The 13756-nt window shown below is 64.2% G+C and carries 12 protein-coding genes; 8 read left to right on the plus strand and 4 right to left on the minus strand.

Translation table 11 applies throughout. From position 1 onward, the window contains the following. The first annotated feature begins 94 nt into the window (after positions 1-94). Complete coding sequence (locus tag FJ951_RS09875) at positions 95-1867, plus strand: tetratricopeptide repeat protein (protein WP_140514774.1); 1773 nt, start codon at positions 95-97, stop codon at positions 1865-1867. A gap of 62 nt (positions 1868-1929) precedes the next feature. On the opposite strand, the gene FJ951_RS09880 is transcribed toward FJ951_RS09875, so the two are convergent. After that, entirely contained in the window at positions 1930-2391 is a 462-nt protein-coding gene (locus FJ951_RS09880; protein ID WP_140514776.1) for a GNAT family N-acetyltransferase, read from the minus strand. A 210-nt stretch (positions 2392-2601) separates the two neighbouring features. Here FJ951_RS09880 and FJ951_RS09885 point away from each other — a divergent pair, with 210 nt between their 5' ends. The 3 genes from FJ951_RS09885 (at position 2602) to glyS (ending at position 6821) form a co-directional block, all read left to right on the plus strand. Beyond that, on the plus strand, positions 2602-3522 hold the full coding sequence (locus tag FJ951_RS09885; protein WP_181165179.1) for a glycine--tRNA ligase subunit alpha: 921 nt from the start codon (positions 2602-2604) through the stop codon (positions 3520-3522). 129 nt (positions 3523-3651) lie between these two features. Beyond that, positions 3652-4326 (plus strand): DUF559 domain-containing protein, encoded by a 675-nt coding sequence (locus FJ951_RS28705; RefSeq protein ID WP_224617678.1) that lies wholly within the window; start codon positions 3652-3654, stop codon positions 4324-4326. Positions 4327-4520: 194 nt separating this feature from the next. Beyond that, entirely contained in the window at positions 4521-6821 is a 2301-nt protein-coding gene (gene glyS, locus FJ951_RS09900; protein ID WP_140514779.1) for a glycine--tRNA ligase subunit beta, read from the plus strand. Between the two features lie 89 nt (positions 6822-6910). Here glyS and FJ951_RS09905 read toward each other — a convergent pair whose 3' ends face one another. Further along, positions 6911-7360: a hypothetical protein gene (locus FJ951_RS09905; protein WP_140514781.1), complete on the minus strand. Its 450-nt coding sequence runs from the start codon at positions 7358-7360 to the stop codon at positions 6911-6913. A gap of 162 nt (positions 7361-7522) precedes the next feature. Here FJ951_RS09905 and FJ951_RS09910 point away from each other — a divergent pair, with 162 nt between their 5' ends. The 3 genes from FJ951_RS09910 to FJ951_RS09920 all read left to right on the plus strand — a co-directional run bounded on the left by FJ951_RS09910 (position 7523) and on the right by FJ951_RS09920 (position 10687). After that, positions 7523-8497: an L-threonylcarbamoyladenylate synthase gene (locus tag FJ951_RS09910; RefSeq protein ID WP_181169775.1), complete on the plus strand. Its 975-nt coding sequence runs from the start codon at positions 7523-7525 to the stop codon at positions 8495-8497. 10 nt (positions 8498-8507) lie between these two features. Continuing rightward, positions 8508-9938 carry an FAD-binding oxidoreductase gene (locus FJ951_RS09915; protein WP_140498017.1) on the plus strand — a complete coding sequence of 477 codons (1431 nt, stop codon included), beginning with the start codon at positions 8508-8510 and terminating at the stop codon, positions 9936-9938. A 182-nt stretch (positions 9939-10120) separates the two neighbouring features. Next, positions 10121-10687 carry a DUF6101 family protein gene (locus FJ951_RS09920; protein ID WP_140498020.1) on the plus strand — a complete coding sequence of 189 codons (567 nt, stop codon included), beginning with the start codon at positions 10121-10123 and terminating at the stop codon, positions 10685-10687. 75 nt (positions 10688-10762) lie between these two features. Here the strand turns inward: FJ951_RS09920 and ubiA are convergent, their stop codons facing one another. Together ubiA and FJ951_RS09930 are read right to left on the minus strand one after the other, a co-directional pair. After that, positions 10763-11746, minus strand: a complete 984-nt coding sequence (gene ubiA / locus FJ951_RS09925) for a 4-hydroxybenzoate octaprenyltransferase (RefSeq protein WP_181172225.1) — start codon at positions 11744-11746, stop codon at positions 10763-10765. A 68-nt stretch (positions 11747-11814) separates the two neighbouring features. Beyond that, complete coding sequence (locus tag FJ951_RS09930; protein WP_140514785.1) at positions 11815-12726, minus strand: LysR family transcriptional regulator; 912 nt, start codon at positions 12724-12726, stop codon at positions 11815-11817. Between the two features lie 91 nt (positions 12727-12817). Here FJ951_RS09930 and FJ951_RS09935 point away from each other — a divergent pair, with 91 nt between their 5' ends. Beyond that, positions 12818-13639 (plus strand): phytanoyl-CoA dioxygenase family protein, encoded by an 822-nt coding sequence (locus tag FJ951_RS09935; RefSeq protein WP_140498025.1) that lies wholly within the window; start codon positions 12818-12820, stop codon positions 13637-13639. Positions 13640-13756: the final 117 nt, after the last annotated feature.

Below are 13756 nucleotides of genomic sequence, written 5' to 3' on the forward strand. Positions count from 1 at the left end.
AGCGTGACCCCAAAAAGGCCATGCTTTTCTCCGAAAGATCGAATCTACGTCGATCCCGCTGACGCGGAGATGGCGCCTGGCTGAAAGGGATACGATGCAGCAGGGACGTGCGCGCTGGCTGACAAGGCTGGCACTTGTGACGGGCATGGCGATTTCGGCGCTGCCGGCCTATGCCAAGCAGACCACCGAACCGGTGAAGATCACATCTTTCTCGGGAGCCTATCTGGCTGCCCGGATCGCCGAGGGTGACAACGACCTGGATAATGCCATTGCCTACTACAAGCAGGCCCTGGCCTTCGATCCAAGCGATACGGGCCTGCAGCAGAGCCTGATGCTGTCGCTGATCGCGCAAGGCCGCTTCGACGAATCCCTTGTCTATGCCGACAAGCTCAAGGAAGTTCCCGACGTCGAACGGTTCTCGCGCCTGGCGCTGGCGGTCGATTCCTTCCACAAGAAGGATTTTTCCAAGGCGCAGTATTGGTTGAAGCTGTCGCTGGAATCCGATCTCGACCGGCTGATCTCCGGCGTCATGTCCGGCTGGGCCCAAGAGGGCGCCGGCGACCCCAGCGAGGCGATGGCATCCATCGACAAGCTGCAGGGGCCGGACTGGTTCGGCCTGTTCAAATCCTTCCACCGCGCGCTGATCGCCGACGCGTCCAACATGCCTGAGAAGGCCGACGCGATCTATGCCGCGACCATGCAGGACACCGCCGCCGGCAGCGCGGCTCCCGAAACATGGATGCGCAATGCGCAGGCCTATGCCTCGTTCCTGGCCCGCAAGGGCGACACGGCCAAGGCGGTATCGGTGCTCGATCAGGCCGAGGCGTTTTCGCCGGGCAAGCTGGAAATTGTCGCCTTGCGCGACAGGATCAGCAAGGGCGACAAGATCCCGCCCTTCATAGCCGGCCCATCCGACGGCGCCTCCGAGATATTGCTCGATCTGGCAACCGCGCTCAATCGCGGCGGCGGTGAGCCTTTCGTCAGGCTCTATCTGCAATATGCGCTGGCGCTGAAACCCGACAGCGATGCCGCCCTGGTGCAGCTTGCCGCCGTTTCCGAACAGCTGAAGGACGGCGAGGGGGCCATCGCGCTCTACCGACGGATACCGGATACCTCGCCGCTGAAGGAGCTTTCGGACTTACAGCTTGGCCTCAACCTGGCCGATCTCGATCGCCATGACGAGGCGATCACGCATCTGAAGGCCTTCGTCGATAAGCATCCCAACGACATGCGCGCCTATCTGGCGCTTGGTGGGGTCTATTCGTCGAAGGAGGATTTCCGTTCCGCCGCCAATCTCTACGACAAGGCCGTCGAGGCGCTGAAGACGCCGACCGCCGCCAACTGGAATATCTTCTACCAGCGGGGCATCGCCTATGAGCGGCTGAAGGAATGGCCGAAGGCCGAGCCGAATTTCCGCAAGGCGCTGGAATTGCAGCCCGACCAGCCGCAGGTGCTGAACTATCTCGGCTATTCCTGGGTCGACATGAATATGAACCTGAAGGAAGGCCTGGCGATGATACAGAAGGCCGTCGATCTCAGGCCGAGCGACGGTTACATCGTCGACTCGCTGGGCTGGGCCTATTTCCGCCTCGGCAGGTACGATGACGCGGTGCGCGAAATGGAACGCGCGGTGTCGCTGAAGCCGGAAGATCCGGTGCTGAACGACCATCTCGGCGACGCCTATTGGCGCGTCGGCCGCAAGCTGGAAGCCACCTTCCAGTGGAACCAGGCGCGCGACCTGAAGCCGGATCCCGACGTGCTTGCCGCCTTGCAGCAGAAGCTGATGAAGGGCCTGCCGCCGATCGAGTCCAACACGGCGCAGGAAACCCCCAAGGTCAAGCCGGCACCGGCTGCGCCGAAGGGCTAAGATGAAATGATGTTGCTCGCGAACGGGGCCCTTGTCGGGCTCCGTTTTCGTTGGCAGCCACGTCAGAACAGCTTGCGGTAGACGACGAAGCCCGAGCGTTCGCCGATCCTGTCGTAGAGCTTCATGGCGGTGTGATTGGTCTCGTGCGTCAGCCAGTACACCCGGCCCGAACCGGCCGCCTGCGCCCGCTCGTAGACGCCCTCGATGAGAGCCCGGCCGATGCCCTTGCCGCGCAAGGTCTCGTCGGTGAAAAGATCCTGCAGGTAGCAGTTTGGCGCGATCGCCGTGGTGCTGCGATGGAAGAGGTAGTGCACGAGGCCGACGAGCCGTCCTTCACTTTCGGCAACCAGCGCATGCACCGGCTCATAGGCGTCGAAGAAGCGCGACCATGTCATGGCGGTGATCTCGCTTGCCAGCGCCGTCTCGCCCGAGCGCCCGTAAAACGCGTTGTAGCCGTCCCACAGCGGCAGCCATTGCGCGAAATCCTGGCGCGTGACCGGGCGGACGGTGATGAAGTTGGGCATGGCTGACCTGTTGTCTGGCGAGACGGAGTTGTGAGCGTTCACCAGAAGGCACGTGCTCATCGCCGGCAATGGGCCAGCCGCTCGCAAAGCTTTCGACATGCCTCGCGACGCCCGCGCCTTGCTTGACGCTTCGCCGCCGTGTCTCTAGGACGGGGCCGCAAGTCAGCCCTTGCAGCCGAGGCCACCGTGACGATTGAAATCCCCGCCCATATGCATCCCAGCCGCTCCTTTCAGGGGCTGATCCTGACTCTGCACAATTACTGGGCGGACTATGGCTGCGTGATCCTCCAGCCCTACGACATGGAGGTCGGTGCCGGCACCTTCCATCCGGCCACGACGCTGCGGGCGCTTGGACCGAGGCGCTGGAACGCCGCCTACGTCCAGCCTTCGCGCCGCCCCAAGGACGGCCGCTACGGAGAGAATCCGAACCGGCTGCAGCACTACTACCAGTATCAGGTGATCCTGAAGCCCAATCCGCCCAATCTGCAGGAGCTCTATCTCGGCTCTTTGGCGGCGATCGGCATCGACCCGCTGCTGCATGACATCCGCTTTGTCGAAGACGATTGGGAAAGCCCGACGCTGGGCGCCTGGGGCCTTGGCTGGGAATGCTGGTGCGACGGCATGGAGGTGTCGCAGTTCACCTACTTCCAGCAGGTCTGCGGCATCGAATGCGCGCCGGTTGCGGGCGAGCTCACTTATGGTCTGGAACGGCTGGCCATGTATGTGCAGGGCGTCGACAATGTCTACGACCTCAATTTCAACGGCCGCGACGGCGCCGACAAGGTCACCTACGGCGATGTCTTCCTGCAGGCCGAGCAGGAATATTCGCGTCACAATTTCGAATACGCCGACACGACGATGCTGCTGCGCCACTTCGACGATGCCGAGGCCGAATGCAAGGCACTGCTCGATGCCGGTGCGCCCGCATCGAACGACAATCTGCCTGTGCACCGCATGGTGTTTCCCGCCTACGACCAGTGCATCAAGGCCAGTCACGTCTTCAACCTGCTCGACGCGCGCGGCGTGATCTCCGTCACCGAGCGGCAGAGCTACATCCTGCGCGTGCGCAATCTGGCGAAAGCCTGTGGCGAGGCGTTCTTGAAGACGCAGGCCGGCGGATTGGCGGCCTGATCTCAGGCACCCTCCCTCATCAAATCGAGGGAAGCGTTGATCGGCGATAGAATCTGGCCGCTCGGGCCGGCTATTATGCGCAATGCTTGGCGCACGCCCGGCATCGAGAAGGCGCCATGGGCCTGAGCGGTGAAGCAGGCGCTGAGCGCCAGGATTTGCAAAAGTCTGGATACCGTTTTCATGGTCGTTCAGCCAATAGCTCTCTGCCTGAGCGTGGGTCGCTTCAGCGCTGCGTTCGGTTCATGGAAATCTTTGATCCAAGGACGGGTGGGATCATCCCGTCCCGACAGGACGCCCAAAATTTCTGGAAAGGGTGACAGCGGCCAGCCGAGTTGCTATGGCCTCTTTACCTCCCCCTGGATGGGGGAGGTCGCCGCGAAGCGGCGGGTGGGGGTGACAGCGCGACTTCTCATGCCGAAACTCGATCGGTTCAAACTGCGGTCGGTGCAACGGCTTCGTGCGGCGATGACCGACGAAGAACGCATCTTGTGGCGGCACCTATGGCGCATCCCGGTGGAAAGGCACTCATTTCGCAAGCAGGCGTCGGTCGGTATTTACTTCCCTGATTTCATCTCGCACCGCCTGAAGCTGATCGTCGAGGTGGACGGCGCTCACCACAGTTTCGATCGTCAGCAACGACACGACGAAATTCGGACAAAATGGTTCGAAAGTCAGGGCTATCGTGTCATCCGTTTCTGGAACCACGAAATCAAAAACGAACTGGATTCCGTGCTCGATACGATCTATGCGGCGGTGGAAGAACGAAAATCAGACCTTCGCCCGTCAGACGCCGAAGGCGCTTGAGATTGAGACGCCGCCACCCCACCCCGGCGCTGACGCGCCGACCCTCCCCATCGAGGGGAGGGTGAGGAGCTATCCATGCCTGACCTGCTTCTAGAACTTCGCTCCGAGGAAATCCCGGCCCAGCCGCGCGCCCGCAGCGCCGGAGGCACGAGGACGCGCGAACAGGAAAATGGCATGCGGGCGGAGACACTCTGATGCCGGATCTTTTGCTCGAACTTCGCTCCGAGGAAATCCCGGCCCGCATGCAGCGCAAGGCGGCGGGCGATCTGAGGAAGATGCTGACCGACGGCCTGGTCGAGGCAGGGCTGACCTACGAGGCGGCGCGCGAGTACTGGACACCGCGGCGACTGGCGCTCGACATCAGGGGCCTGACCGCGCGCTCGAAGGATATCCGCGAGGAGATCAAGGGGCCGTCGACGACGGCGCCGGAACAGGCGGTCCAGGGCTTCCTGCGCAAGGCCGGGCTTTCCTCGGTCGCCGAGGCACACGTCCATTCCGACCCGAAGAAAGGCGATTTCTACGTCGCCCATGTCTCGAAGCCGGGCAGGGCGGCGGAAGAGATCATCGCCGGGCTGGTGCCTGACATCATCCGCAATTTCCCGTGGCCGAAATCGATGCGTTGGGGGCCGGCCTCGGCCAAGCCCGGCTCGCTGCGCTGGGTACGGCCGCTGCAATCGATCCTGTGCACCTTCGGTCCGGAAACCGAGGAGCCGGTCGTGGTCGATTTCGAGATCGACGGCATCCGTTCGGGCAATGTCACTTACGGCCACCGCTTTCACGCGCCCGGCGAAATCACCGTGCGCCGCTTCGACGATTATGTAAGCAAGCTGGAAGCGGCCAAGGTCGTGCTCGACGCCGACCGGCGCAAGGAGATCATCCTTGCCGATGCCCGCAACCTCGCTTTCGCCAACGGGCTGGATCTGGTCGAGGACGAGGGGCTTTTGGAAGAGGTGTCCGGGCTGGTGGAATGGCCCGTGGTGCTGATGGGCGCGTTCGAAGACGCTTTCCTGGCCATTCCGGCCGAGGTGATCCGGCTGACCATCCGCGCCAACCAGAAGTGCTTTGTGACATCGCGCCCAATCTCCCCCCTCGAGGGGGAGATGTCGGCGAAGCCGACAGAGGGGGTCGGCACGACGGGACGCGACTCCCTTTCGCACACAGAGGACGCTGGCGCTCCACGTGAGACGACCCCCTCTGCCCTGCCGGGCATCTCCCCCTCAAGGGGGGAGATCAGCGAACTTTCCAACCGCTTCATCCTCACCGCCAATATCGAGGCTAGTGACGGCGGCAAGGAGATCGCCCACGGCAACGGCAAGGTGGTGCGCGCGCGCCTCTCCGACGCGCTCTATTTCTGGACGACCGACCAGGGCGATCTGCCTGATCTCGCTGAGCTCGAGGGGTCGGCGAAAAAGTTCGGGCTTGACCTGAAGAAGCCTCTCGACCAGCGCATCGCGCGCCTCGACCACCTCAATGTGACCTTCCATGCCAAGCTTGGCACGCAGGGCGCGCGCGTGGAGCGGATCAGGCGATCGGCGCAGGAACTGGCGCCGACCGTCGGCGCCGATCCCGCGCTCGCCGCTCGCGCCGCGGTTCTCGCCAAGGCCGATCTGACCACCGAAGTCGTCGGCGAGTTCCCGGAATTGCAGGGCGCCATGGGCCGCAAATACGCGCTGCTCCAGCGTGAGCATCCGTCCGTGGCGGCAGCCATCGAAGAGCACTACAAACCGCAGGGGCCGTCCGATTACGTGCCGAGCGATCCGGTGTCGATCGCCGTCGCGCTCGCCGACAAGCTGGACACGCTTGTCGGCTTCTGGGCCATCGATGAAAAACCGACCGGCTCGAAGGATCCTTACGCGCTGCGTCGCGCTGCGCTCGGCGTGGTGAGGATTTTGGTCGAGAACCGCATTCGACTGGGGCTGACGATGATCTTCGGCAGCGCTTCCACGAACTACACGGTTGGCAACATAGATCAGGTCCGAGACCTTCTCGCCTTCTTCCACGACCGCCTGAAAGTCTACCTGCGCGATCAGGGCGCTCGCCACGACCTGATCGACGCTGTCATCACGCCGCAGTCGGATGACCTGCTGCAGATCGTACGCCGCGTCGAGGCGCTCGGCACTTTCCTCGACACCGAGAACGGCAAGAACCTGCTTGCCGGCACCAAGCGCGCGGCCAATATTTTGGCTGCCGAGGAGAAGAAGAAAACGGCGATCGCCGAAACCGTCGAGCCCGCGCTGTTCCGCGAGGATGCCGAGAAATCGCTGTTCGCGGCGGTGAATCAGGCCGAGAAGCAAGCCGGCGAAGCGATTCAAAACGAAGACTTTTCCGCCGCCATGCTGGCGCTTAGCGTTTTGCGCGAACCGGTTGATTCATTCTTTGAACGCGTTCTCGTGAATGATGAGGATCAGGCCGTGCGCGCCAATCGATTGGCGCTGCTCGCCCGCATCCGCGCGGCCACCGACCAGGTCGCGGATTTCTCCAAGATCGCGGGCTAGAGGACTTCAGGCGGCGACGCTCGTCCACGGCGGCAAAAGCGGCCTGTCCGGCAATGGTGCCGGACGCCGGATCGACGTCAAGACAGCCGCTACTTGAGCTTGCCGACCCCAGGGACGGGCTGCTGCGCTGCCGCCGCCGGCGCGGCTGCCGGTGATGTCGCCGGGGTCTTCTGCCCATTCGCCGCCGGTGCCGCCGAAGCGGTGGCGGTTGCAGGGGCAGTGGCCGGCGCCTTGGCCTGCGTGGGCGTCGAGAAGGCGCTGCCGACGATACCGCCGCGAATGATCATCGGGTTTTGCAGGAAGCCGTGCCGCGCCTCAGGCGCGTTCGGGATCGCCGCCACCTTTTCATAGGTGACGTCAGGGTCGCCGAGTGCGGTGACCGACCGCGTATCGCCTGCCTGGGCAGCGTCGGCTGCCTCCAGCGTGACAATGGACGGCGTTGCGGACGGCGCTCCGGGAAAGACCAGTGACGAGGCCTGGGCCCCGCCGGCCATCGCCGCCAGAGTGACACCCAGCGTTCCCCAAATACGCACAGACACGATGAAAGCTCCCCATTACCCGGAAGCCCCACGATAGCGGGTCGGAATTGATGCCGGCTTTCGCGGAACCGTAGCATTTTAGGGATTGTTAAATCGCCAAGGGCCGGGCTTGCCCCTTGGACGCCATCGTACTACGCAGCCGACATTCGTGAGGTGACCAGAGTGGCTGAAATTCTTGCCGTCGGCGAGGCGATGGAACGGGCATTGGCGCTGCTTGAAAGCGGCGAGGTGGTCGCCATTCCGACCGAGACCGTCTATGGGCTCGCCGGCGACGCCACCAACGGCATCGGCGTGGCGCGCATCTTCGAGGCCAAGGGGCGGCCGCGCTTCAACCCTCTGATCGCCCATATCGCCGATATGGCGATGGCCGAGCGCATTGCTTTGTTCGATCCGCTGTCGAGGAAATTGGCGCTTGCGTTCTGGCCGGGTCCTTTGACGCTGGTGCTGCCGCAGCGGCCCGGCAACGGCATTCATCCGCTGGTCAGCGCCGGGCTCGACACGATCGCCTTGCGCATGCCGAGGGGCTTTGGCGGCGACCTGATTGCAAGGCTTGGCCGGCCGCTTGCGGCTCCCAGCGCCAATTCCTCCGGCAGGATCAGCGCGACGACGGCGCAGGCCGTGGCGGCTGATCTCGGCGCACGCATAAAGCTGGTCGTCGATGGCGGCGCGACGCCGGTCGGGCTGGAATCGACCATCGTCAAGGCCGAAGAGGGAAAATTGCGTCTGCTGAGGCCCGGCGGCATTGCCGCCCAGGAAATCGAGGCGGTCGTCGGCATGGACCTGTTGCGCGGCGCCAACGCCGGTGTCGAGGCGCCGGGCATGCTTGCCTCGCACTATGCGCCTGACGCCGCGGTGCGGCTCAACGCCGGGACCGTCGGCGAAGGCGAGGCGCTGCTGGCCTTCGGCAAACGTCGCGCCGAAGGCTGGCAAAAGGCGGCCGCCTGCCTCAATCTGTCCGAGGCCGGTGACCTGCGCGAAGCGGCGAGCAATCTTTTCGCCTACATGCAGCAACTCGATCGCAGCGGCGCGCGGACCATCGCCGTGGAACCCGTTCCCTTCGACGGGCTCGGCGAAGCGATCAACGATCGGCTTTCACGGGCCGCCGCGCCGCGTGACAATAGCTTGCCGCCAACCTAGTTTCGCGCACATGACCGACATCGCCGAGATTCCCGACACCGCTCTCATCGACCGCTTCGCGGCGATCGTAGGCGAAAAATACGCGTTGCGCGACCAGCGCGATATAGCACCCTACATCACCGAACGGCGCGGGCTATGGCATGGCGCGACATCGCTCGTGCTGCGGCCAGGCAGCGTCGAGGAGGTCAGCCGGATCCTGCGGCTGGCGACCGAGACGGCAACGCCAATCGTGCCGCAAAGCGGCAATACCGGGTTGGTCGGCGCCCAGGTGCCGGACAGGTCCGGCCGCGAAATCGTGCTGTCCCTGTCGCGGCTGAACCGCATCCGCGAGATCGATGTCTTGTCCAACACCGTGACGGCGGAGGCCGGCGTCATCTTGCAGACGTTGCAGGAAGCGGCCGATGCCGCAGACCGGCTGTTTCCGCTGTCGCTGGCCGCGCAGGGCTCCTGCCAGATCGGCGGCAATCTTTCCTCCAATGCCGGCGGCACCGGCGTGCTGGCCTATGGCAATGCACGCGAGCTCTGCCTCGGCGTCGAGGTGGTGTTGCCGACCGGCGAAGTGTTCGACGATCTGCGCAAGCTGAAGAAGGACAATACCGGCTACGACCTCAAGAACCTGTTCGTCGGCGCCGAAGGCACGCTCGGCATCATCACCGCCGCCGTGCTGAAACTGTTCCCGAAGCCGAAAGGTCGCGAGGTCGCGTTCGTCGGCCTGCCGTCGGCCGAGGCGGCGCTGTCGCTGTTCAGCCTGGCGACGGACCGCGCCGGCGCCGCGCTCACCGCCTTCGAACTGATCGGCAAGCGGCCCTACGATTTCACGCTGGCGCATGCCCAGGGCGTGGTGCGGCCGCTGGCGCAGGATTGGCCGTGGTATGTGCTGATGCAGATCTCGTCCGGCCGTTCACCAGAAGATGCCAGGGCCTTGATCGAGGACGTGCTCGGGGCCGGGCTGGAACAGGAAATCGTCGGCGATGCGGTGATCGCGGCCAGCCTTGCGCAAGGCGATGCCTTCTGGAATTTTCGCGAGGTGCTGCCCGACGCGCAGAAGCCCGAGGGCGCCTCGATCAAGCATGACATTTCGGTCCCGGTGGCATCGATCCCACGTTTCATCGAAGAGGCCGCCGGCGCGGTGGCTTCGGTCAGCCCCGGAGCGCGCGTGGTCTGCTTCGGCCATATGGGCGACGGCAATCTCCACTATAACATCTCGCGGCCCATCGACGGCGACGACCAGGCGTTTCTCGATCTCTACCACCCCATGAACAAGGCCGTGCACGACGTCGTGCGCTCCTTCCACGGCTCGATCTCGGCCGAGCACGGCATCGGCCAGTTGAAGCGGGACGAACTGATCGCCACCGCCCCGCCGATGGCGATCGACCTGATGCGCAGGGTCAAGCAGGCCTTCGACCCGGCCGGCATCATGAATCCTGGTAAGGTTATCTGATCCTTTCGGATTCAAGCGCTCGGTCGCATTCCGATAACCATCCCCGTGATCAGCAAAATTTAACCGACTTTCTTAAGCGCGGCGGTAAGGAGGCCGCGCTACTGTTTCCCCATAACGAGGCCGGGAAAACTGGCCCGGAGAGAACCGGACACCGGCTCTCAGGAGAAACAGGAAGGCATTCAATGAACACTGGACTGAAGCCAGTCTGGGCGGGACGCAACATGCGCCTCGACCCATTCCGCCTGCCGCAGGTGGTAAGCTACGCCACGCGCGACGACTATGGCGACGTGACCTTCACCATCGACCACCGTGGCGCCGTGATCCGCCGCCTGCTCGAGATGAGCGGCGTACCGGCGATCATCGCTCTGCCCGCCAATGCGTTCCGCGGCGTTGCCGCCCGCGCGATGGAGGACCCGGAAGGTAACGTCACGGTGACTTTGGAACTCCTGCACAATGATCCGATGCTGTCGGTGCCGCTGCTGGTGGCCGACGATCTCGACGACGTCGCCGCCGACTGGCGCGCCTGGGCCGACGCCTATCGCCTGCCGATGCTGTTGATCGAATCGGACGGCATCGCCCGCACGCTGGAGGAATCGCTCGGCGCCGCCATCAAGACGCTGCCGCCGCAGGACCGCCGCAAGGGCCGCGTTTCGACCATGCGCCGCCCGCGCTTCCTCGCCCGCCGCAGGGCGGGTGACCTCGGTCTCAGGCTGGTGATCGGCGGCGAGGAGATCATCGCGCGCGAATAGGCTGAAATTCTGTCTGGAAGGCTGGCGCCGGCTAGCGCCACCTTCTCTCCGTAAACGGGGAGAAGGAAAAGAAAACTACACCAGTGGCTTCAGCGCCACCCACAGCGCGCCGCCGATGAGGCCGAGGAAGATCAGCCAGCCGACCTGGTTGTTCGACCTGAACAGCCGCAGGCATTGATCCGGATTGTCGATATCCAGCACCAGGATCTGCCGCGCCATGTGGGCGCCGGCGGCGATAAGTCCGGCCAGAGCCACGACAGGGGCCTGCGCTGACGCGATGGCGATGGCGAAGCAGACAAGCGCGCCGCCGTAAAGCCCGGCCAGCCACGACTTGGTATTGTCGCCGAACAGGCGCGCGGTCGAGCGTACGCCGACGATGGCGTCGTCTTCCTTGTCCTGGTGCGCATAGATCGTGTCGTAGCCGATCACCCACAGGATCGAGCCGAGATAGAGCATGACGGCCGGCCCGTCGAGGTCGCCGAACTCAACCGCCCATCCCATCAGCGCGCCCCAGGAAAAGGCAAGGCCGAGAACCAGTTGCGGCCAGTTGGTGATCCGCTTCATGAATGGATAGATGGCGACGATGGCCAGCGAGCAGACGCCGAGCAGGACGGCGAAGCTGTTGAACTGCAAGAGCACGGCAAGTCCGACCAGTGCCTGCAGGATGACAAACAGCCACGCCCCACGCCGCGTGACCTTGCCCGACGGAAGCGGCCGCGAGCGCGTGCGCTCGACCTGATTGTCGATGTCTTCGTCAGCCAAGTCGTTGTAGGTGCAGCCGGCGCCGCGCATGGCGATGGCGCCGGCCAGGAACAGCACGAGATACAAGGGCGCCGGCAGCAGTGAAAGCAGCGGATCGCCCGGGCGCGGGTAGGCGCTGGCCGCGAGAGCCGCGGACCACCAGCACGGCCACAAAAGCAACTGCCAGCCGATCGGCCGGTCCCATCGGGCAAGCTGTGCGTAGGGCCATATCGGCCGCGGCAGCACGCGGTAGACCCAATGGCCGTTCGGCGCGTCGGCGACGCGGCCCTGGGCTGCTTTCGACTGAACCGTTTCCATGACGATGGAGTGGCAGCAGCCGCGCAAACCGTCAAGCGGCGAGCAGGGCAGTGGCATTCGTCAGCGCTTCAGGAGGCGAAGATGTCGCGGGTGGAGAACCAGCCCTTTGCCACGTCGATGAAGGCCAGCACGGCATTGGGCAGGCGCTGATGCGTGTCATGGGTGAGGATGATGCGCTGCATGGGCAGCGGATCGGAAAGCGGTTTGCAGACGAGAGGCAAGCCGTCATAGCTGCGGTCGCCATGCGGCCTCGTGTAGCTGACGGCGACGCCGAAGCCGTTGGCCACCATGCTGCGCTGGAGTTCGAACGAGCTTGTCTGCCTGTCGGCGACCGGCAACAGGCCACGGCTGCGGAACAGGTCCAGCATGTGCTGCCAGCTATGCGGCTGGTCCGTCGTGATCAGCGGATAGGCGGCCAGATCGGCCAGGCTGACATCGGGACGATCCGCCAGCGCGTGTCCAGCCGGCAAAAGCGCGTGCGGCCTGAGCTCATGCAGCAGGATGCGGGCGAAATGCGAAGGCAGCCCAAGATCATAGGTGAGCCCGAGGTCGACGGCGGCATCGCCGAGGCGCCGCCCGAGCGTCTCGAAGGTCTCGTCGCGCACGATCACTGCAACCTCAGGATGGCGTTCCGAGAAGGCGCGGATCAGGGCCGGCGCGAAATAAGGCGCCAGATCTTCGAAGCATCCGAGCACCAGTTCGCCCCCGAGCGCCGACTTGCGCGAGCCGAGACCGATGAGCTCGTCCGTCTCGGCAAGGACCTGTTTCGCCTTGGCCACCACGGCGCGGCCGAAGGATGTCAGCGAAACGCCGCTTCCGCGCTGGCGCACGAAGAGTTTCTGGCCGAAATCCTGTTCGACCGCGTCGATGGCCACCGAAATGGACGGCTGTGAAACGTTCAACGCCCTGGCCGCGCGGGTAACGCTGCCATGGCGAGCGACGGCAACCAGATAGCGCAATTGCGTGAGGGTAGGGCTCATAGAATATAACTATATGACGGATCAGAAGTTATTATTTTACTGAATGAAAGAGGGTTGCGATAGTGGCATCGATCCCTGAAAGGAGAATGCCATGGCTTCCCGGACCGCACCTCGCGCGATCGACACAGGCTTGATCGATGCGCGGACAATAGCGGATTACCAGCGCGACGGCGCTGTCTGCATCCGCGGCGCTTTCAAGGACTGGGTCGAAACGATCGCCGCCGGCATCGAGCGCAACATGCAAAACCGCAGCGCCACCGCCTCGGACATCGCCAACGGCCGCGGCAGCTTCTTCGACGACTACTGCAACTGGGAACGCATTCCCGAATTCGTCAAGCTGGTGCGCGAATCGCCGGCGGCCGAACTGGCGGCCGCGGTGATGCGGTCGCGCACGGCGCAGTTCTTCCACGATCATGTCCTTGTCAAGGAACCGGGCACCCAGAAGCCGACGCCCTGGCATCAGGATATCCCTTACTACTTCGTCGACGGCCGGCAGACGGTGAGCTTCTGGATCCCTATCGACCCTGTAAAGGAGGCAACGCTGCGGCTGATTGCCGGCTCGCACAAATGGGACAAGATGATCCTGCCGGTGCGTTGGCTCGACGACAGCAATTTCTATGCCGACGAGGGCGACTACCTGCCGGTGCCGGATCCAGACACGGACCCCTCGCTGGAGGTGCTTGAATGGGAAATGGAGCCGGGCGATGCCATCCTGTTCGATTTCAGGACAGCGCATGGCGCGCGCGGCAACCTGACCGCGGCGCGGCGGCGGGCGCTTTCGCTGCGCTGGGTCGGCGACGACGCCCACTATGTCGAACGGCCGGGGCGCACCTCCCCGCCCTATCATGGCCATGGCATGCAGCCGGGGCAGAAGCTGCGCGAGGACTGGTTCCCGGTCGTCTTCCAGGGCTGAGGCGCTTGCCCGAAATCGGCGGCGGAGTACGCCGCCGATTTCGGGCGGGGGTAACGTTCCCGTGCGCAATTCCGATCAAAGCGCCCGGATGCCTTGACCCGTCGTCCAGAGAGCAAT

It is taken from the genome of Mesorhizobium sp. B2-2-3 (genome assembly GCF_006442405.1).
Taxonomy (GTDB): domain Bacteria; phylum Pseudomonadota; class Alphaproteobacteria; order Rhizobiales; family Rhizobiaceae; genus Mesorhizobium.